We start from the raw sequence: 19944 nt of genomic DNA, 5'->3' as shown, positions 1-19944 counted from the left end.
CATGACTTCAGGACATAACGACCGCCGCCGCGTTACCGACGCGGGCCACGATGCAAATCCGGGAAACGCCGCTCCCCTGGACCTTGACGACGCCGTAGAGTGGCTGGTCAGCGCCGAAGCCGGAGCCGGAGCGCTCTACGCGAAGGCCGCCCGGCTCTTTGCCTCGAACAGGGATTTATCCGCCTTGCTTGAGGAGCTCTCGGTCGATGAGAGCGCGCACCTCGACATGCTCGTAAGCGCGGGCAGGCAGATAAGCGGCCTCGCCCGCCCCCTGCCCGTCGACCTCACGGTCATAGACGGCATCTCGCCCATAATCCGCATGTTCGAGGAGGAGGTCGAGGCAGGTACCATAAGCGAGGCCGGCCTCATGGAGATGGTGGTCGCCCTCGAGTTCTCGGAGCATAACGAGCTCTTCGCCTACGTGGTAAACGCCTTGCGGAACTTTCCCGCGGAGTTCACGGACCTGGTCGAGTCGCTCAGGAAGCACAGGGACCGGATAACCGGGCATCTCCGCTCAAAGCCCGGGCTCAAGGGGCTTCTTGAAAGGGTTGAAAGCTTCCCGGAGCTTGACGGACGAAGCGTCCTTGTGGTGGACGACGAAAAAACCGTCCTCTCGCTCCTGAGGATTATTATCCAGGGTAATGCGCGGGTCGATGCGGCGGAGAACGGGGAGGCCGCGCTCGAAGCCCTCGGGACGGAAGATTACTCCCTTGTGATCTCGGACGTCAGGATGCCGGTCATGGACGGCATGGAGCTCTACCGCAGGGCCTCGGCCATGCGCCCGGGGCTTGAACGGAGGTTCCTCTTCCTTACAGGCTCGCCGGACGACGTGGTCAGGGATTTCTTCACGGCGAACCGAGTCGAATTCATGCTGAAGCCCGTGTCCATATACGGGCTGAGGGAGAAGGTCTCGGAGATGCTGGGGGTAATTGGTACTTAAAAAAAACGACATTGGACAAAAAAAGCCGCCAGATTTCTCTGGCGGCTTTTTTGATTTAAATCCCGCGGCGTCCTACTCTCCCACATAGTTGCCCATGCAGTACCATCGGCCCTGAGGAGCTTAACTGCCGTGTTCGGGATGGGAACGGGTGTGACCTCCTCGGTATGGCCACGGGAAAGCGTAATTCGAGCTTTCCAATCGAACAGGGTAATTTCTTCAAAACGCCGGGAATCAATAACCAAGCATCACAAGTATAATTGGTCAAGCCTCACGGTCGATTAGTACCGGTTAGCTTAACCCCTTACAGGGCTTACACACCCGGCCTATCAAACTCGTAGTCTCCAAGTGACCTTTAGGGGCCTTGCGGCCCGGGAGATCTTATCTTGGGAGGGGCTTCCCACTTAGATGCTTTCAGCGGTTATCCCTTCGGGACACAGCTAACCAGCGTTGCCCTTGGCAGGACAACTGGAATACTGGAGGTCCCGCCATCCCGGTCCTCTCGTACTAAGGACAGCTTCCCTCAAATCTCCTGCGCCCACATCAGATAGGGACCGAACTGTCTCACGACGTTCTGAACCCAGCTCACGTACCGCTATTGATCGGCGAACAGCCGAACCCTTGGGACCTGCTCCAGCCCCAGGATGCGATGAGCCGACATCGAGGTGCCAAACCGGGCCGTCGATGTGAACTCTTGGGCCCGATCAGCCTGTTATCCCCGGCGTACCTTTTATCCGTTGAGCGATGGCCCTTCCACGCGGGACCACCGGATCACTAAGACCTGCTTTCGCATCTGCTTGACTTGTAGGTCTTGCAGTTAAGCTCCCTTATGCCTTTACACTCGACGGCTGGTTTCCAATCAGCCTGAGGGAACCTTCGCGCGCCTCCGTTACGATTTGGGAGGCGACCGCCCCAGTCAAACTACCCGCCTGGCACTGTCCCTGGCCCGGATTACGGGCCGAGGTTAGAACATCAGAATAATCAGGGTGGTATTTCAACGATGGCTCCCCGAAAGCTAGCGCCTCCGGTTCAAAGCCTCCCACCTATCCTACACAGACTATCCCAATGTCCAATACCAGGGTATAGTAAAGGTGCACGGGGTCTTTCCGTCTTGATGCGGGTAGCCAGCATCTTCACTGGCAGTTCAATTTCGCTGAGTCCCTGGTCGAGACAGCGGGGATGATCGTTACTCCATTCGTGCAGGTCGGAACTTACCCGACAAGGAATTTCGCTACCTTAGGACCGTTATAGTTACGGCCGCCGTTTACCGGGGCTTCGGTTCCGAGCTTCTCCACCCGAAGGTGAATAACCCGTCCCCTTAACCTTCCGGCACCGGGCAGGAGTCAGACCCTATACATCCTCTTACGAGTTAGCAGAGTCCTGTGTTTTTGTTAAACAGTCGCAACCCCCATTTCACTGCGACCTCTGCCAGCCTCCCGGAGCAAGTCCGGGCAACCGGCAAAGGCACCCCTTCTCCCGAAGTTACGGGGCTAGATTGCCGAGTTCCTTAACCAGGGTTCTCTCAAGCGCCTTAGTATTCTCTACTCGCCTACCAGAGTCGGTTTGCAGTACGAGCACCCGACAAGCTCACTACGAGGTTTTTCTTGGGAGTATGGGATCAGCCAGTTCGGTCCGCCTTGCGGCTTTCCTCCTCATCACTTCTCGGCGTTAACGGGAGGACGGATTTGCCTATCCTCCCCGCCTACGGGCTTGAACCGGGACATCCGTCACCCGGATGACCTACCCTGCTCCGTCACCCCTTCGCTCAAACGCTTGTCAGGTGGTACAGGAATATTAACCTGTTTCCCATCACCTACGCCTTTCGGCCTCGGCTTAGGCCCCGACTAACCCTGGGCGGATTAACCTTCCCCAGGAAACCTTAGGCTTTCGGCGTGCGGGTTTTACACCCGCATTTACGCTACTTATCTCAGCATAAGCACTTCCAGGTCCTCCAGCAGTCCTCACGATCTGCCTTCACAGGTTACTGGAAAGCTTCCCTACCGCTGGCAGATTGCTCTGCCAACCCGCAGCTTCGGTAGCAAGCTTGAGCCCCGGTACATTTTCGGCGCAGAACCACTAGACCAGTGAGCTATTACGCTTTCTTTAAAGGATGGCTGCTTCTAAGCCAACCTCCTGGGTGTCTAAGTAGTTCCACATCCTTTCCCACTTAGCTTGCTTTAGGGACCTTAGCTGGCGGTCTGGGTTGTTTCCCTCTCGACAACGGAGCTTATCCCCCGCTGACTGACTCCCGCAATAGAAGTCGCCGGTATTCGGAGTTTGGTTAGGTTTGGTACCCCGTGAGGGGCCCTAGCCCATCCAGTGCTCTACCCCCGGCGCTTAATTTGCGAGGCTATACCTAAATATATTTCGGGAAGAACCAGCTATCACGTGTTTTGATTAGCCTTTCACTCCTACCCACAGCTCATCCGAGATTTTTGCAACAATCACCAGTTCGGGCCTCCAGGCCGTGTTACCGACCCTTCACCCTGGCCATGGGTAGATCAACACGCTTCGGGTCTACTATACGCGACTATTCGCCCTATTCAGACTCGCTTTCGCTGCGGCTCCGCCTAACGGCTTAACCTTGCCACGTACAGTAACTCGCTGAGTCATTATGCAAAAGGCACGCTCTCAGGCATTCCCTTGCGGGCATAGCCCTCGAACTGTTTGTAGGCATACGGTTTCAGGTTCTATTTCACTCCCCTCTCGGGGTTCTTTTCGCCTTTCCCTCACGGTACTGGTGCACTATCGGTCGTCAGTGAGTATTTAGCCTTGGAAGATGGTCCTCCCGGATTCCCACAGGATTTCTCGTGTCCCGTGGTACTTGGGATACCCCTAGGGCCCTTCAGGATTTCGTGTACGGGGCTATCACCCGCTATGGCAGGCCTTTCCAGGCCCTTCCACTATCCATCTGGGTCCCACGACGGGGTCCCGCAACCCCGGATGAACTTGCGTCCACCCGGTTTAGGCTATTCCCGTTTCGCTCGCCACTACTCAGGGAATCTCGTTTGATTTCTCTTCCTGGGGGTACTGAGATGTTTCACTTCCCCCCGTTCGCTTCCCAGGCCTATGTATTCAGCCTGGGATGACCGGAGTTTATCCGGCCAGGTTGCCCCATTCGGAGATCCCCGGATCAAAGCCTGTTTGCGGCTCCCCGGGGCTTATCGCAGCTTACCACGTCCTTCATCGCCTTCTGACGCCAAGGCATCCACCGTATGCCCTTAGTAGCTTGACCAAGAGATACTTGTGCGCTTGGTTATTGATTCTTCAGCGTCTTGAAGATTTATTACCCTATTCGATTGTCAAAGAGCGTGAAACTATGTTTTTGAACCCTTAAAAGCCTGTCTCGCTGCCCGTAATTTGGTGGAGGTAAGCGGGATCGAACCGCTGACCTTCTGGTTGCAAACCAGACGCTCTCCCAGCTGAGCTATACCCCCGGAACCGGCACGTCCTCCGAACGAGGCGGCGGTTACGATCACGGTTTTTGGTGGGCCTGGAAAGATTCGAACTTTCGACCCCACGCTTATCAAGCGTGTGCTCTAACCGGCTGAGCTACAGGCCCTTATTGCGTGCGGGCCGCATTCGATTCCCGGGCCTGAGGGCCCTGGCCCATCTTGCGAAAGAACGCTCTGCTCTTTGCAAACTAAATAGCAAGCGACAGTCTAACCCGAACCCCTTCAAAGGTCTTTCGTGTGGATTATAGCCCGCGCCCCGCCGAAGCGAGGGCGCGGACCGGTTCTCCATAGAAAGGAGGTGATCCAGCCGCAGGTTCCCCTACGGCTACCTTGTTACGACTTCACCCCAATCACCAGCCATACCTTAGGCGGCTGCCTCCCTTGCGGGTTAGCTTACCGACTTCTGGTATAACCGACTTTCGTGGTGTGACGGGCGGTGTGTACAAGGCCCGGGAACGTATTCACCGCGGCGTTCTGATCCGCGATTACTAGCGATTCCAAGTTCATGCAGTCGAGTTGCAGACTGCAATCCCAACTGGGGCTGGCTTTATAGGGATTAGCTCCACCTCGCGGCTTTGCAGCCCTCTGTACCAGCCATTGTAGCACGTGTGTAGCCCTGGGCATAAAGGCCATGATGACTTGACGTCATCCCCACCTTCCTCCGGCTTAACGCCGGCAGTTCACTTAGAGTGCCCGGCATGACCCGGTGGCAACTAAGTGTAAGGGTTGCGCTCGTTGCGGGACTTAACCCAACACCTCACGGCACGAGCTGACGACAGCCATGCAGCACCTGTCTCGGAGCTCCCTTGCGGGCACTCCCCTGTTTCCAGGGGATTCTCCGGATGTCAAGCCCAGGTAAGGTTCTTCGCGTTGCGTCGAATTAAACCACATGCTCCACCGCTTGTGCGGGCCCCCGTCAATTCCTTTGAGTTTCAACCTTGCGGCCGTACTCCCCAGGTGGGGCACTTAATGCGTTAGCTTCGGCACGAAGACCATAAAAGGTCCTCACACCTAGTGCCCATCGTTTAGGGCGTGGACTACCAGGGTATCTAATCCTGTTTGCTACCCACGCTTTCGCGCCTCAGCGTCAGTATCGGTCCAGGAAGCCGCCTTCGCCGCCGGTGTTCCTCCTGATATCTACGCATTTCACCGCTACACCAGGAATTCCACTTCCCTCTCCCGTACTCAAGCTTGGTAGTATCACAGGCAATTCCCCGGTTAAGCCGGGGGCTTTCACCCGTGACTGGCCAAGCCGCCTACGCGCCCTTTACACCCAATAATTCCGAGCAACGCTTGCATCCTACGTATTACCGCGGCTGCTGGCACGTAGTTAGCCGATGCTTCCTCAGAGGGTACCGTCAATTCCGGGCGGTATTAGCGCCCGAAGGTTTCTTCCCCTCCGACAGAGGTTTACGATCCGAAGACCTTCTTCCCTCACGCGGCGTCGCTGCGTCAGGCTTTCGCCCATTGCGCAAGATTCCCCACTGCTGCCTCCCGTAGGAGTCTGGCCCGTGTTTCAGTGCCAGTGTGGCTGATCGTCCTCTAAGACCAGCTACCCGTCTTAGCCTTGGTAAGCCGTTACCTTACCAACTAGCTGATGGGACGCGGGCTCATCCCCAAGTAACAGGCCGTTGCCGACCCGCCTTTGACCGCAGGACTTATGTCCCGTGGTCTTATCCGGTATTAGCCCACCTTTCGGCGGGTTATTCCAGTCTCGGGGGTAGATTACCCACGTGTTACTCACCCGTGCGCCACTTTACTCAAGGGTTGCCCCTCTTTCTCGTGCGACTTGCATGTGTTAAGCGCGCCGCTAGCGTTCGCTCTGAGCCAGGATCAAACTCTCCAATTAAGTTCTGATTCTGGAATTTAAAGGGGGTGATTTAGGGTTTTGACTGTGCTTGCTATTTAGTTTTCAAAGAGCAGAAGGCTTAAAAGTCTTACTGATACATTTTTAAAATATCATTTCGCAGTGTTCCATGCAAGGATTATGGTGAATCTCGGAACCCCAGCGAATCTAACCATTTTACATTTTCAGATTTGCCGTGTCAAGCACTTTTTTCGGCAACCCTGTTTTTTTCTTCGGCCCGCCCCCGTCAGCCCTGGCGGGCAGACAGTTGAAAGCCCATTCGTTCACCAGCAGGGTCTATATATATAACCCATGCCCTGGACCATGTCAACACAAAAAAACAAAAAAATAAGATGTTTTTCAAGGCAGGCCTGGCTGCCTGAAACCATGCAGGTTTTATGCGGCCCGGCCTTGCACCAAGCAACTCTACCCAGCCCCTTCCAGCAAGCAGGTCAATCCTATGCGAAGGAGACCTTCTTGAAGAACCTCTTGCCCGCCTGTATTAGCACCTGCTTCCCTTGCGGGAGTTCAATCTTCCAGTCAGTCACCTTCTCGCCGTCCACCCTTACCCCGCCCTGCTCGACAAGCCTTCTGGCCTCGGAGGTGGTCGCGGCAAGGCCCGCGCACTTCATGGCTGTAAGGAGGCCCCTGTTCGGGTAGTCGCGTATCTCAACGGCTTCGATATCTTCTGGTATCTCCTTCCGCGAGAAAAGCGCCTTGAATTCAACGGCAGCCCTCTCCGCCTCGGCTTCTCCCCAGTACCTCGCAGTGAGCTCTTTCGCGAGGGACTCCTTGGCGTCCCTCGGGTGCGCTTTTCCGGCCCGTATCTCCCCTACCCGCTCTGCCGGGGCGCTCGAAAGGAGTTCGTAATATTTCATCATTAGCTCGTCCGAGACGCTCATGACCTTGCCGAATATCTCTCCCGGGGGCTCGGTTATGCCGATATAATTACCGAGGGACTTGCTCATCTTCTGCACGCCGTCCGTGCCTTCGAGTAGCGGGGTGGTTATGACCACCTGCGGCTCCTGCCCCATCTCCCTCTGAAGCTCCCTGCCGACAAGCAGGTTAAAGAGCTGGTCGGTTCCGCCGAGCTCCACGTCTGACTTAAGCACCACCGAGTCGTATCCCTGTATAAGCGGGTATATGAATTCGTGTATGGCTATGGGCCTCCCTTCCGTGTACCTCTTCTGGAAGTCGTCCCGTTCGAGCATCCTTGCGACAGTATACCTCGACGCCAGGTTTATCATGTCCACCGAGCTCAGTCGTCCCATCCATTCGCTGTTGAAGACCACCTCGGTCTTCTTCTCGTCGAGTATCTTGAATGCCTGCTGCGTATACGTGCGGGCGTTTTTCTTTACCTCATCGGCGGTCAAGGGCTTCCTCGTCTCGTTCTTGCCGGTGGGGTCGCCTATCATGCCGGTGAAGTCGCCTATAAGGAGAAGCACCTGGTGTCCGAGATCCTGGAAGTCCTTCAATTTCCGGATAAGGACCGTGTGCCCGAGATGGAGGTCAGGCGCGGTCGGGTCGAACCCGGCCTTTATCCTCAGTGGCTTTCCGGTCTTGGCCGAGCCTTCGAGCTTCTTAATGAGCTCTTCCTCGGAGATTATCCCGGCAACACCCCTTTTAATTATCTCGATCTGCTTCCTGGGTTCCATCCCTATTCAGCCTTCCCTTTCAAGCGGCTCTCTTATGCGCTCTATCGACCTTGCCCTTCCGTCGGATGCGCCTATCGTCACGGCAACGCCCTGCAGCTCGATCCCCCGGGTCGCCACGTCGAACTTTACCGGCATCTGCCGCAGGAACCTTTCGAGTACCGTCTCCTTCTTCATCCCTATGACGGAATCCGTCGGGCCGGTCATGCCCGCGTCGGTTATGAACGCCGTTCCGCCCGGGAGCACCCTCTCATCCGAGGTCTGCACGTGGGTGTGCGTGCCGATGACCGCGCTTGCGAGCCCGTCAAGGTGCCACGCCAGGGCCGTCTTCTCGGAGGTCGTCTCGGCATGCACGTCGATAATGACTATCGGCGTCTCGGCCTTGAGCCTCCTTACGATATCCGCTCCTGCCTTGAACGGGCACTCAAGGCACTCCATGAAGACCCTGCCCATGAGGTTTACGACGCCGACCTTTACGCCCGAGGGCGTCTCGTAGACGCCCCACCCGTTCCCCGGCGCGCCGAGAGGGTAGTTGGCGGGCCTTATAAGCCGCGGCTCAGAGCGGATGTAGTCGTATATCTCCTTCTTGTCCCAGATGTGGTTACCGGTGGTTATGACGCTTATCTCGAGCTTTTTAAGCTCCTCGGCTATCTCCGGCGTTATGCCGAAGCCGCCCGCGGCGTTCTCCCCGTTCGCTATGACGATATCAGGCGAATGCCTCCCAACGAGCTTCGGCAAAAGCTCCCTGACCGCAAGCCTCCCGGGCCGCCCCACGATATCCCCTATGAATAATACCTTTACCTCTTCCATCCCCCGGCCCTTGACGATGACTGCTGAAAGAGGTCCTTTGGGGGGAACTTTCTGTAGAAAGTTCCCCCCAAGCCCCCTTCAAAGACTTTTAGTTCCTGATAGCACCCCCTTTTGGGGGTGCTTATCAGGAAGAACTGAAAGTTTTTGGGGAGAGTTTGAGAGGACCTTTTTACAAAAAGGTCCTCTCAAGGTCTTTTCAGCAGCCTGGTTTACTTCGCGAACTCTACTGCCCTGGATTCCCGTATGACGGTGACCTTTATCTGTCCGGGGTAGGTGAGCTCTTTTTCTATCTTCTTTGCTATGTCTTTTGAGAGTACCACGGCGGAGTCGTCGTTCACCGTCTGGGTCTCGACTATTACCCTGACTTCCCTTCCGGCCTGCAGGGCGTACGCCTTCTCCACTCCGCCGAATCCTTTTGCTATCTTCTCCAGGTCGTCAAGACGCTTTATGTAGCTCTCGAGCATCTCCCTTCTTGCGCCGGGCCTTGCCGCCGAGAGCGTATCCGCGGCCTGCACCAGTATGCCGAAGATGTTTTCCGGAGTGTCGTCATGGTGCTGGCCTATGGCGGCGACAATCTTAGCTGACTCGCCGTATTTCTTGGCAAGCTCCGCCCCGATCGCGGCGTGCGGCCCCTCGACCTCGTGGTCCACGGCCTTTCCGATGTCATGCAGGAGCCCGACCCTCCTTGCGGTCTTTGCCGGGAGCCCGAGCTCGGACGCCATTACCCCGCAGATGAAGGCCACTTCCATGGAATGCGAATATACGTTCTGCGCGTAGCTCGTCCTGAACTTGAGCCTTCCTATGAGCTTCTGTATCTCCTTATGGATGCCGTGGAGGCCCGTGTCGAATATCGCCCTCTCCCCGGCCTCCATTATGGCCTGGTTGACCTCTGATTCGACCTTCGAGACTATCTCCTCTATCCTCGAAGGGTGTATCCGGCCGTCGGTGATGAGGCGCTCTAGCGACTGCTTGGCTATCTCCCTCCTCACCGGGTTGTGGCCGGAGAGTATGACGGCCTCTGGCGTGTCGTCTATTATGACGTCTATGCCTGTCGCGGCCTCGATGGCGCGGATGTTACGGCCCTCCCTGCCTATGATGCGCCCCTTCATCTCGTCGTTCGGCAGGTTCACGACCGAGACGGTCCTTTCGGCCACGTACTCGCCGGAGTACCTCTGGATGGCGAGCGCGATTATGTCCTTGGCCTTCTTGTCGGCCTCGGCCTTGGTCTCTTCCTCTATCCTCTTTATGAGCTTCCCGGCCTCGTGCTTGGCCTCGTTCTCCATCTGTTCGACGAGCATCCTCTTGGCCTCATCGGCGGATATGCCCGCCAGGGCCTCAAGCCTGGCCTTCTGCCCGGCGATGAGGGCCTCCATCTCGGCCTCGTCGTCCTTTATCTTCTTTTCCTGGGCGGTGAGCGCCTTTTCCCGCTTCTGGAACTCGGCGTCCCTCCGGTCTATTGCCTCGAATTTCTTGTCGAGGTTCTCCTCTTTCTGCTGGACCCTTTTCTCAAGGGACTGGAGTTCCTTTCTCCTCTCCCTCGTCTCTTTCTCGAATTCGCTCTTTCCCTCGAACAATATGTCCTTGGCCTCGAGCTCGGCCGACTTCCTTACGTTCTCGGCCTCCTTCTTGGCGTCGGCCACGATAGCCTCGGCGGTCTTCCTGCCGGCGTCGAGGCTCGCGTTATCCATCTTCCTTTTTAAGGCGTAACCGATCCCGACCCCTATGATAATCGCAAAGACAGCTATAACCGCAACGATGACGATGGTCGATATTTCCATACAGGACTTCCCCCTTCTGCCGTGTATTTAATAGGGTACGGGGCCGCCGCTTAAACGCGCCGCGCTCCGCCCTTTTGCGCCCCCTCTGAAGCATTCGCCACTATGACCCGTTTCTCGGTCACTATCGCCGAGACTGGCACGTCGTGGGGCTCGAGGGGGATATTCACTTTTAATACCTGAAAATCGTAAGCCAGTGCTATCTTAGGACAATTGGCCGATGCGAGCGCCGCGTCATAGTAGCCTTTGCCGAACCCGAGCCTTCCGCCCCGCTCGTCGAACGCCACTCCCGGGACGACTATCAGGTCCAGGCCGCTTGCATCGGACGCCTGGTTACCGGCAGGAGGCTCGCTGAGCTCATACGACCCTGTGGAGAGCTCATCAAGGCTCCGCACCCTGAAGAACCTTAACCGGCGTGCATTCTCGAAGCCGCATTCCACGCCCCCCGGCCTGACTATCCTAGGATAGAAGACCTCCTTGCCGTCCCTCATGGCAGCGGCAAAGATATCGTCCGTAAGGACCTCGTTGCCGAAGCTCGAATAGAGGGCGACACGGCGCGATTCCCGGTAGTAACCCGATGACAGGAACCGCTTCCCCACCATCGTGCTCAGCCTCCGGACCTCCTCGAACGGGAGCCTTCTTCTCTTTTCGAGAAGCTCGCTTCTAAGGAGCGCTTTTTCGGCAGACCTCGCCATTGACCTTGTGAAAGGACTGGTTGGAAAACTGGAAGGGCTTTGCTGGAACGGAAAGGATAGACTGATACGCGCCCGGCTGGCGCGGGGCTTCGTACCTTAAGGGCGTTCTATTTCCTCACTGCTTCCTTTGATTTTGTACATTGCGGCCTTTAAGGGCCTCAAAACGATGTATCTGTAACGACTTTTCCTGCTTTAAGTCGGTTTGCCTTTTAATCCCCCCCGCGCGGGCCGTGTCGACTGTAATTTGAACCTGTCAGAGACAGGTGGGCGCCCTGTGGCATGTTTCCGGCTTTCCCGCAGGGGGACGTGCCGTCCGCGAGCCAGTGAAGGCTCCCTCATTTAGAGTGTTGGTTCTAAATATACCGACAGATCACTAACCCGGCAGGGGGGAAGGCTTAACTAAACCAGCCTTCTGTCTATCTTTTGAGCAAGCTCTTCGGATTTCCTTCCCAGCCTTTCGAGCATCTCCTTTGTCTTGATGACCTCGCCCGTTATGTTCAGGGCGGCTAAAAGCGCCAGGTCCAAGGTAGATACGGCTTTTGTGTTCTCCTTTACCTCCTCTATCTTAGTGTTCAGGTAATCCTCGACAGCGCGGATGTATTCTTCGCCTTCTTCGCTTTTGACAAGGAGCTTGTGGCCGAAAATCTTGAGCTCAGCGACCTTCTTCAAATCCGCCTCACGCTCCCTGTATGAGGGTTTCAAGCCTCGCGAGGAGCCCGTCCACCTTCTCCCGGACCTGGTCCCGCTCGCCTTCGAGTCTCTTCAGGTTCTTTTTTAATTCAGCTATTTCAATGTCTTTGGAGCTGATTTCGGCCTTGAGGGCCTCTTTTTCGGCGGAAGCTGCCTCGTGAGCGGCCAGAAGGCGGAGAAGTCCTGCCTCCAGCCTTTCAAATTGTTCGATCACCATTCAAAATACCCTCCGGTCCATTTATATGGTACTTTTTTCAACCTGACAAGTCAAGGATAATAGGTTTTGCTCCCACCCCTCTCGGAGAGGCCGAAAAAACCTGCTGCGCGCCCGCATTTCCTCTCAGCAGGGCGCAAAAAAACCCTCGGATCAGAGGGTTTTCAGGCCGGTTCGCTTATGCGGGCCGAATTTGACGAGTTCCAGGCCTCTAAAAGCGGCCTTGATAATGGCAACCTCTAAAAATTAGAGATTTTTCCCGCAATCGAGGAAGGCTGGGAATAAAAAGCGGAGCATATATGAAAATATGTGAGCATTTTTATTCCCGGCCTGACGAAGAGTCCGGGGAAAAGATCAATTTTTACTTTTTCAGCAGCCTGTCAGTAAGCGTAGAGGTTGCCGTACGGCCTCGCCGACACCGGAGCGAGCTTCTTGAACCCTTTCGCCATCACGTCCTCGAGCTTCAGGCCCAGGTCGGCGCAGTAGTCCGTGAGCGCGTCCTTCAGGACCTTCATATCGTCCTCGTCAGGTTCCATGACCCCGACCTCAGCACCGCACATATCCTCGTCCACCTCGCCCCGTACGAATATGGTCCCGCCGTGCATGCCGGTGCCGAGGTAATCGCCCACGATCGGGCCGTCGCCGTCAAGGCCCAGGAGTATGAGGAGCCCGCCGGCCATGTACTCGCCGAAAAAGTCGCCCGCAGTGCCGCCGACTATTATGGTAGGCCCCTGCCTTTTGTCGCCCTTCATGTGGATGCCGACCCTGTAGCCCACGTTTCCCCTTATGTGGAGCTTCCCGCCCCTCATGCCGTAGCCGAGGACGTCACCGGCGTGCCCTTCGATGATGACCTTGCCGCTGTTCATGGTGTTGCTTATATTGTCCTGCGCGTTGGACTTTATCCTTATGGTCGGGCCGTCCATGAAAGCCGCGAGGTCGTTGCCAGGCACGCCCTCAACGGTTATGGAGACCTTGGCCCTCAAGCCGTCGCCTATGTAGTATTGGCCGTTCACGTTCTCGAGGACTATCTCCTTCTCGCCCTTTTCGACGGCCTCGCGGACCTTTTTATTGAGGTCGCGGTAATATGTCCCTTTTGCGTCTATCTTGACCATCTTCCGATTCCCTTCGGGTTCTAACAGGCTGCTGAAAAAGCCCGCTTCAAGGCGTCGTCTTCAAAATTGGACACTCCGGCGTACAATAAAAGTACGCCTCATTCCTCCTGATTCGACTCCTTGCATCTTGAGCTTTTTAAGCAGCCTGAATGAGATTTTGAGTTTTTCAGCAACTTAAATATCAATACCTGGCAACCTCTAAAAATTAGAAATTTTTCCCGCGATCAAGGAAGGGCGGGAATAAAAAGCGGAGCATATATGTGAATATGTGAGCATTTTTATTCACGCCCTGACGCAGAGTCCGGGGAAAATAGCAATTTTTAGAGGTTGCCAACTATCTGCCCGCCGGCTTGACGCCGAGTATGTCGAGAGTAAAGGAATCAAGCCCCACTCCGCGGAGCCTTTCGCGGTTACCCCTCAGGCTCTCTATGGAGTTTATGCCGAGGGCGCCGAGTATCTCTTTAAGCTCATGCGTCCAGGCGTGTATGAGGTTTATGAGCCTCTCGGCGTAGACCTCGGGGTCGAGCCTGGCCGTAAGCTCGGGCCTCTGGGTGGTTATGCCCCAGGAGCAGTTCCCTGTGTAGCACTTGCCGCAGGTGGTGCAGCCCATTGTGATAAGGGCGGCTGTGCCTATGCCGACCGCGTCAGCGCCGAGGGCTATGGCCTTGGCGACATCAGCGCTCGACCTTATGCCGCCCGCGGCTATGATGGAGGCCTCGTTCCTTATGCCTTCCTGCCTGAGCCTGTCGTCGACCGCCGCGAGCGCGTGCTCAATGGGTATGCCGAGGTGGTCCCTTATGATGGAGGGCGCGGCGCCGGTGCCGCCCCTGAAGCCGTCCAGGTACACTATGTCGGCGCCTGCCCGCACTATTCCCGAGGCAATGGCCGCGACGTTATGCACCGCGGCAATCTTTACGGACACGGGCTTGTAGTTCGTGGCTTCCTTTATGGCATATATGAGCTGCCTTAAATCCTCGATCGAATAGATGTCGTGCTGCGGGGCCGGAGAGAGAGCGTCCGTTCCCACGGGTATCATCCTGGTCTTCGCGACCTCGAGCGGGATCTTTTCCCCGGGGAGGTGGCCGCCTATGCCCGGCTTTGCGCCCTGGCCTATCTTTATCTCCACGGCCACGCCCGCGTTCAGGTAATCGGGGTTAACGCCGAACCTGCCGGATGCGACCTGCACGATGATGTTCTTCCTGTACGGCACGAGGTCCTCGTGCAGCCCCCCCTCGCCAGTGTTCATCACTATGCCGCACTCCCTGGCGGCGGTCGCGAGCACCTTCTGGGCGTTGAGGCTTATTGAGCCGTAGGACATGGGGGAGAAGATTATCGGGACCTCGAGCTTTATCTGGGGCGGGGCCGGCTCCGCCAGCTTGAGCTTGCCGTCCTTCCCCTTCTCTATCTTCACGCTCGACGGCTTCTTGCCGAGGTAGGTCCGCAGCTCCATCGGCTCGCGTAGCGGGTCGATGGAGGGGTTCGTGACCTGGCAGGCGTCGATAAGCAGGTTATCGAAAAGTATCGTGTACGGGAGGTCGCTCCCCATGCCCGTAAGCGGGATGCCGCCGGTCTCGGCCTGCTTCTTGATGTTCCTTATGTTATTGTAGCCCCAATAGGCGTTCTGCTTGAAGCGGGTGGGGTTGTCCTTTATCTCTATCGCCTCCTCGGGGCAGTAGTGATAGCACCTGAGGCACTTGACGCACTTGAAGGTGTCGATGAGGACCTTATCACCGCCCCAGGAGTATACCCCCCAGCCGCAGTTCTGGATGCACCTTTTGCACCTTATGCATTTTACCCTGTCTATAGTCGCCAGATACTCAGGCGGGGCAAGGCTTCTGAACATTACCGTATTCCTCCTGCATTGCTCAATGGGCCGCGCCTTAAAGCGGCCCGCGAATTCATTCCTCGAGGTCCACTATGACCGGGTCTCCGGCCCTGGGAGCCCATACCTTTTCGGGCGCTGGGCATATGGCCCTTATGGCCGACTCCTCGGAGGCCATGTACGTTATGTCGTCTTTTATGGCGGCCACGAGCGGCCTGAGCTTTATCCTGTCGTTTATTCCGACGAGCCCGTTACTGTGCCCGAAGAGTATCGAAAAGGGGCCGTTAAGGAGCGCGCTCCCGTAGGTGAGCCTCAATGCCGTAAGCGCTTCCCTCTCACCCTCGTCCATGCGGTCTATGTTCTTCCAGAAGGGCGAGGCGAGCGCCGAGCAGGCAACGGGTATCGAAAGCCCGTGCCTCCTTATGAGGAGATCCAGGAGATAGGCCGCGACCTCGGTATCGGTAAGGAGCGTAAGCTTGTAGCCGTACATCTCGAGGTATCTCTTGTTTATCCCGTATGACGATATCTCGCCGTTATGCACTATGGACCAGTCGAGGAGCGTAAACGGGTGCGCGCCGCCCCACCAGCCCGGCGTATTCGTCGGGAACCTGGTGTGCGCGGTCCAGATATAGCCCTCGTACTCCTCCATCCTGAAGAACTCGGCGATGTCGCAGGGGTTTCCTACGCCCTTGAATGCGCCCATGTTCTTGCCGGAGCTGAATATGTAGGCTCCCTCGATCTCGGAGTTGACCCTCATGACCGTTGAGACCACGAAGTCCGATTCCAGCACATCACCCACGAGCTTTTCCTTGAGCGGCTGGACGAAGTACCTTACGAGAAGCGGGCTTATGGGTATGGTCTTTACAGGGCTCGTCGGTATCTCCTCGATCTTCTCGATATGGTAGCTGGCCTTGAGGACCTCCTCGACGGTCCGCCTGACCGAAGGCTCGTCGTACATTATGTGGAACGCGTAGAAGTCCTTGAACTCCGGATATATGCCGTAGGCGGCGTATCCGGCGCCGAGGCCGTTACCCCTGTCGGTCATGAGGCAGAGCGATTTTACTATGTGGCTCCCGCTCACCCTCCTCCTCTTCCTGCTTATGAGGCCTGTGAGGCCGCAGCCCGATATGTCCTTCTGGTAGTTATGGTTCACGGCTTTCCACCTTCTTCTGCAGTAATATCAGAGCCCTCGCCAGAGCGCCTCTCCTTGAGGAGCGAGTAGAGCTTCTTAAGCTCCTCCCCGCCGGAGGCCTTGGGCTCCGGAAGGCCCAGTTTCTTCCTTGCCGGGAGCGCCGGCTCGCCGAGCTTGCCGGTCTTCACGAACATGTCCCAGCCCCTCTTGACCTGCGGCGGGTGCATGCCCTTCCTCGTGGCGATGTTACGGAGCGCTGTCATGGCGTTCTCGAAACCGTAATGCTGGTAGCATATCTCGACGCAATAGTGGCACTCGAGGCACTCCCATATGTGGCGGGAGGAGAGCCACTTCTCGTGGTCGCCCGAGAGTATGTCCTTTATGACAGCCCTGGGGTCGTACCCCGGTATGTTCATGCAGGACGGGCATATCGAATAGCACGCGCCGCATTTGGAGCACATCTCGAGGAGCTTGAAATTGAGCGTTCTTTCGAGCATCGGATTCAGACCTCCTTAGCCCAACGCGCTCGGGCCCGTAAGCCCGGCCTCTATGCCGGCGGAAGGCGACGGCCTTCCGGCGAGCGCCTCCCACTTGGCGATGAATGGGGAGCAATCTATCCTGTGGCTCGTCATCCCGAGCTCGGCGGCATCGTAGCCGAGCGCCAGCCCCAGGAGCTCGGTGAAGTATATTATGGGCACGCCGAGCTTCTCCCCTTCCTTGACCATCAGAAATTGGTTGTTGTCGAACTGGAGGAAGCACGACGGGCAGCAGAGCACCAGAGCGTCCGCGCCTATGGCCTTCAGCTCCTTCAACTTCACGCGCGCGAAATCGAGGGCCCTGTCGTGGGCGTCCACCCTGTCGAGGCCCTGGCCGCAGCACATGAGCTTGGTCATGAACTGGAGGCTCTCGGCCCCAAGGCCCCGTATGATGTTGTCGAACTTTACGGGGTTCAGAGGGTCGTCGTTCTTAAGCGCGTGGGATGGCCGTATCATGTGACAGCCGTAATGGAGCGCTATCCTCATGCCGCTGAAGTCCCTCTTTATCTTCTGCTTTATCCTGTGTATCCCCACGGTGTCGTGGAAAAACGGGACGAGGTGCTGGAGCTTCGAGGTCCCCTTGAACTCGCGGCCCGCCTCGCGGAGAAGCCCGTTCACCTCGGCCTTTTCGCGGGGGTCGGAGTTAAGCTCGCCCTTGACCGTCGCGAGATTGGAAACGCAGCCGGTGCAGGGGCTTACGAGGTCAAGCCCGAGCTCGTCCACAAGGGCGACGTTCCTTGCGGCCGTGAGCACGAAGGCCCCCCGGTCGACGTTGTTGACGAGCGACTTCTCCGGACAGCAGGTAAACCCGTCTATGTCCCTGTACGGGAGCCCGAAGCTCTCGAGGACAAGGCGGGTGGACTTTTCAATGAAGGGGAAGCGGGCCTGTATGGTGCAGCCCCAGAAAACAGCGAATTCTCTCATTTCACGGCCTTCCGCCGCCTTAGCCCGGCGGCAACTCGAAAAAGGAACGAGGAACTTACACGAAAGAAAAAAGAACCCCGGCAACCGGGGTCATAACAGCCGTCTGGAAACCATACTATGCCCGGCCCTGCCTTGCGGCAGGGCCGGGTTTCGGTGCTAAATGCCAGGATAAAAAGCTTCGGTTTATCGCCGCTCTTTTGTATTCAGGATTTATTATTGAGCAGGCCCCGGAGCCCGGGAATAACGCCTTAGGCAGGCACGCAGCAATCGACCGGGCAAACCTCGGCGCACTTCGGGGTGTCGAAATGGCCCTTGCACTCTATGCAGAGATTGGGGTCGATTACGTATATATCCCCTTCGGAAATGGCGTTAACAGGGCACTCCGGCAGGCAGACCCCGCAGGCAACGCAATCTTCTGTAATCTTAAGAGACAAAATCTATCACCACCCTTCAGGATTTTTGTTCAAGACAAGCCTCGGGACGAGGCTCCATTGTATACAGTATACTAACCCACCGAAAAAAGAATTACAACATTTTTTTTGGAAGGCTTTCCTCTCTTTATACCATTTCCCTGCCGCTTTTGCATGGAAAACTGAGCTTTAACGACCAATACCGATTGGAAAAAGAGATTTTTTCCAGGCGCCGGGCAAGAGCGACTTCAGGCAGGCAAACTCCGAATTTGAGAATTTTTCCCGCCCTGACGCAGAGTCCGGGAAATTATCGATCTCTATCAGTTGGTTGAAAAAACAGCCTGTAAAATAGAGCTTGCCTCCAATCAGTAATTTACGGCCAGGAGCCTCGGCTCTGTCATCTCCTCTATCGCGTACCTTACCCCTTCCCTGCCGAATCCGCTCATTTTTACGCCTCCATAGGGCATGTTGTCCACCCTGTAGGTAGGAAGGTCATTGGCAATCACCCCCCCGACATCGAGCGTCTCAAAGGCCTCGAAAACCCTGCCCATGTCCCTTGTGAATACCCCTGCCTGGAGCCCGTAGCGCCCCCTGTTCACGTTGCCTATCGCCTCCTCGAAAGAGACATAAGGCTCAATGGATACTACCGGCGCGAACACTTCCTCTGAGCAGACCTTCATGGAGGGGCTCGTACCCGTAAGCACGGTGGGTTCCATCATGTTCCCTTTCCGCCTGCCGCCCGAGATTATCCTCGCTCCGCCGGCAACGGCCTCTATAACCCATTCCTCGGCCCTTTTAGCCGAGGCCTCGTCTATCATGGGGCCGATATCGGTCGTCTCGTCGAGCGGGTCGCCTGCCTTCAATGCCTTGCAGTTCGCCAGGAACCTGTCCCTGAACTCCTCGAATATGCGTTTTTCGACATATATCCTCTGCACCGATATACATACCTGGCCGGCGTTGGAAAAGGCCCCCAGCGCGCACCTCTTCGCGGCGGACTCGATATCCGCGTCCCCGTGCACGATGACACCGGCGTTCCCGCCGAGCTCGAGAGTGACCTTCCTCTCCCCCGCGAGGGCCTTCAGGGTCCAGCCCACCTTCGCGCTCCCGGTAAAGGTGAGCTTCCTTACCCGCTCGTCCTTCCATATCCTCCCGGCCTGCTCGTTCGTGCAGTTTATGACGTTCAGGCCTCCTGCCGGCCAGCCGGCACCAGCCACTATCTCCCCGAGCATGAGGGCCGTAAGCGGGGTCTTTGGCGAGGGCTTAAGGAGCATCGGGTTCCCGGAAGCCATTGCCGGCGCGACCTTGTGGGCCACGAGGTTCAGGGGGAAGTTGAACGGGGATATCCCCAGGACCGGCCCGACCGGGAACCTCCTTACGATGCCGAACCTCCCCTCTGAGCCCGGGCTTATATCGAGCGGTATGACCTCGCCGCCCAGCCTCTTCGCCTCCTCTGAGGCGAGCTGGAAGGTCGTTACCGCCCTCTTGACCTCTGCCCTGGCCTCCTTTATCGGCTTGCCGGATTCGAGGGAGATGGTCCTGGCGAATTCATCGCCCCGCTCCTCTATCCCGCGGGCGACCGCGGCTGTTATCTCCGAGCGCCTGTACGCGGGCATTTTCCTGAGCTTCTGGAAAGAGGCCTCGGATGATGCGAGCGCCACCTCTATCTGTGCGTCGTCCGCGAGGAAGGTCTTTCCCACGAGGCGTCCGTCATAAGGGCTCCTCACCTCCAGCACGTCGCCTGAGGTCTTCCGCTCTCCACCGATAAGCAGGCTCAAATCCCCGACCATCTCGCACCTCCCCCTGGCTTGAAAAACCTTGCCTTCTCTTAAAAGATTGATGCGGCAGGCCCATGCGAGCTTCCGCAAACAGGCTCATTTTAGCCTGTGGATTATTATCCAGAATATCGCAACGACCACTATCGTGGCTATCAGAAA

General features: G+C 56.9%; 13 protein-coding genes, 2 tRNA genes, 3 rRNA genes, 1 other RNA gene and 1 pseudogene. 1 reads left to right on the top strand and 19 read right to left on the bottom strand.

Annotation, left to right across the window (positions count from 1 at the left end; all coding sequences use genetic code 11):
* Window position 1 precedes the first annotated feature (1 nt).
* Window positions 2-940: a response regulator gene (locus QY316_04155; GenBank protein ID WKZ33603.1), complete on the top strand. Its 939-nt coding sequence runs from the start codon at window positions 2-4 to the stop codon at window positions 938-940.
* Window positions 941-999: 59 nt separating this feature from the next.
* On the opposite strand, the gene rrf is transcribed toward QY316_04155, so the two are convergent.
* From rrf to QY316_04060, 19 genes and pseudogenes are all read right to left on the bottom strand, one after another.
* Window positions 1000-1116: ribosomal RNA gene (gene rrf, locus QY316_04150) — 5S ribosomal RNA — on the bottom strand.
* Between the two features lie 81 nt (window positions 1117-1197).
* Window positions 1198-4172, bottom strand: a 23S ribosomal RNA gene (locus QY316_04145).
* Between the two features lie 126 nt (window positions 4173-4298).
* Window positions 4299-4374: transfer RNA gene (locus QY316_04140), tRNA-Ala, on the bottom strand.
* Between the two features lie 48 nt (window positions 4375-4422).
* Window positions 4423-4499, bottom strand: a tRNA-Ile gene (locus tag QY316_04135).
* Between the two features lie 184 nt (window positions 4500-4683).
* Window positions 4684-6241, bottom strand: a 16S ribosomal RNA gene (locus tag QY316_04130).
* Together the 16S, 23S and 5S rRNA genes with 2 tRNA genes alongside form the textbook arrangement of a ribosomal RNA operon.
* A 455-nt stretch (window positions 6242-6696) precedes the next feature.
* Window positions 6697-7893 (bottom strand): tyrosine--tRNA ligase, encoded by a 1197-nt coding sequence (tyrS, locus tag QY316_04125; GenBank protein WKZ33602.1) that lies wholly within the window; start codon window positions 7891-7893, stop codon window positions 6697-6699.
* Between the two features lie 6 nt (window positions 7894-7899).
* Window positions 7900-8700, bottom strand: coding sequence for a TIGR00282 family metallophosphoesterase (locus tag QY316_04120; protein ID WKZ33601.1), 801 nt, complete (start codon window positions 8698-8700; stop codon window positions 7900-7902).
* A 209-nt stretch (window positions 8701-8909) separates the two neighbouring features.
* The gene (rny, locus tag QY316_04115) at window positions 8910-10478 is read right to left on the bottom strand and encodes a ribonuclease Y (GenBank protein ID WKZ33600.1); all 1569 of its coding nucleotides are present in this window, start codon (window positions 10476-10478) and stop codon (window positions 8910-8912) included.
* A 50-nt stretch (window positions 10479-10528) separates the two neighbouring features.
* Window positions 10529-11170, bottom strand: a complete 642-nt coding sequence (locus QY316_04110; protein WKZ33599.1) for a 5-formyltetrahydrofolate cyclo-ligase — start codon at window positions 11168-11170, stop codon at window positions 10529-10531.
* Window positions 11171-11382: 212 nt separating this feature from the next.
* Window positions 11383-11561: non-coding RNA, 6S RNA (gene ssrS / locus QY316_04105), on the bottom strand.
* Window positions 11562-11569: 8 nt separating this feature from the next.
* Window positions 11570-11839: a cell division protein ZapA gene (locus tag QY316_04100; protein ID WKZ33598.1), complete on the bottom strand. Its 270-nt coding sequence runs from the start codon at window positions 11837-11839 to the stop codon at window positions 11570-11572.
* Between the two features lie 7 nt (window positions 11840-11846).
* Window positions 11847-12077 (bottom strand): cell division protein ZapB, encoded by a 231-nt coding sequence (gene zapB / locus QY316_04095; GenBank protein ID WKZ33597.1) that lies wholly within the window; start codon window positions 12075-12077, stop codon window positions 11847-11849.
* A 377-nt stretch (window positions 12078-12454) separates the two neighbouring features.
* A complete protein-coding gene (locus QY316_04090) occupies window positions 12455-13186 on the bottom strand; it encodes a hypothetical protein (protein WKZ33596.1) in 732 nt (243 codons plus the stop codon).
* A 334-nt stretch (window positions 13187-13520) separates the two neighbouring features.
* Complete coding sequence (locus QY316_04085; GenBank protein ID WKZ33595.1) at window positions 13521-15029, bottom strand: glutamate synthase-related protein; 1509 nt, start codon at window positions 15027-15029, stop codon at window positions 13521-13523.
* A 55-nt stretch (window positions 15030-15084) separates the two neighbouring features.
* On the bottom strand, window positions 15085-16161 hold the full coding sequence (locus tag QY316_04080) for a glutamine amidotransferase family protein (GenBank protein ID WKZ33594.1): 1077 nt from the start codon (window positions 16159-16161) through the stop codon (window positions 15085-15087).
* Entirely contained in the window at window positions 16158-16637 is a 480-nt protein-coding gene (locus tag QY316_04075) for a 4Fe-4S dicluster domain-containing protein (protein WKZ33593.1), read from the bottom strand. The genes QY316_04080 and QY316_04075 overlap by 4 nt, the downstream gene beginning before the upstream one ends.
* A gap of 15 nt (window positions 16638-16652) precedes the next feature.
* A complete protein-coding gene (locus QY316_04070) occupies window positions 16653-17600 on the bottom strand; it encodes a CoB--CoM heterodisulfide reductase iron-sulfur subunit B family protein (GenBank protein ID WKZ33592.1) in 948 nt (315 codons plus the stop codon).
* Window positions 17601-17854: 254 nt separating this feature from the next.
* A pseudogene (locus tag QY316_04065) lies at window positions 17855-18034 on the bottom strand (4Fe-4S binding protein).
* Window positions 18035-18375: 341 nt separating this feature from the next.
* Complete coding sequence (locus QY316_04060; GenBank protein WKZ33591.1) at window positions 18376-19797, bottom strand: aldehyde dehydrogenase family protein; 1422 nt, start codon at window positions 19795-19797, stop codon at window positions 18376-18378.
* Window positions 19798-19944: the final 147 nt, after the last annotated feature.

This window comes from Thermodesulfobacteriota bacterium (genome assembly GCA_030583865.1).
Taxonomy (GTDB): domain Bacteria; phylum Desulfobacterota; class GWC2-55-46; order GWC2-55-46; family GWC2-55-46; genus UBA5799.
Note: the sequence above shows the minus strand (reverse complement) of the source record. Positions and strands in the feature narration are given on the sequence as shown.

Bases quoted from the DNA above. Each gene is read 5' to 3' on its own strand.
- QY316_04155 (WKZ33603.1), top strand. From the start codon at position 2: ATGACTTCAGGACATAACGACCGCCGCCGCGTTACCGACGCGGGCCAC.
- tyrS (WKZ33602.1), bottom strand. From the start codon at position 7,893: ATGGAACCCAGGAAGCAGATCGAGATAATTAAAAGGGGTGTTGCCGGG.
- QY316_04120 (WKZ33601.1), bottom strand. From the start codon at position 8,700: ATGGAAGAGGTAAAGGTATTATTCATAGGGGATATCGTGGGGCGGCCC.
- rny (WKZ33600.1), bottom strand. From the start codon at position 10,478: ATGGAAATATCGACCATCGTCATCGTTGCGGTTATAGCTGTCTTTGCG.
- QY316_04110 (WKZ33599.1), bottom strand. From the start codon at position 11,170: ATGGCGAGGTCTGCCGAAAAAGCGCTCCTTAGAAGCGAGCTTCTCGAA.
- zapB (WKZ33597.1), bottom strand. From the start codon at position 12,077: ATGGTGATCGAACAATTTGAAAGGCTGGAGGCAGGACTTCTCCGCCTT.
- QY316_04090 (WKZ33596.1), bottom strand. From the start codon at position 13,186: ATGGTCAAGATAGACGCAAAAGGGACATATTACCGCGACCTCAATAAA.
- QY316_04085 (WKZ33595.1), bottom strand. From the start codon at position 15,029: ATGTTCAGAAGCCTTGCCCCGCCTGAGTATCTGGCGACTATAGACAGG.
- QY316_04075 (WKZ33593.1), bottom strand. From the start codon at position 16,637: ATGCTCGAAAGAACGCTCAATTTCAAGCTCCTCGAGATGTGCTCCAAA.
- QY316_04070 (WKZ33592.1), bottom strand. From the start codon at position 17,600: ATGAGAGAATTCGCTGTTTTCTGGGGCTGCACCATACAGGCCCGCTTC.
- QY316_04060 (WKZ33591.1), bottom strand. From the start codon at position 19,797: ATGGTCGGGGATTTGAGCCTGCTTATCGGTGGAGAGCGGAAGACCTCA.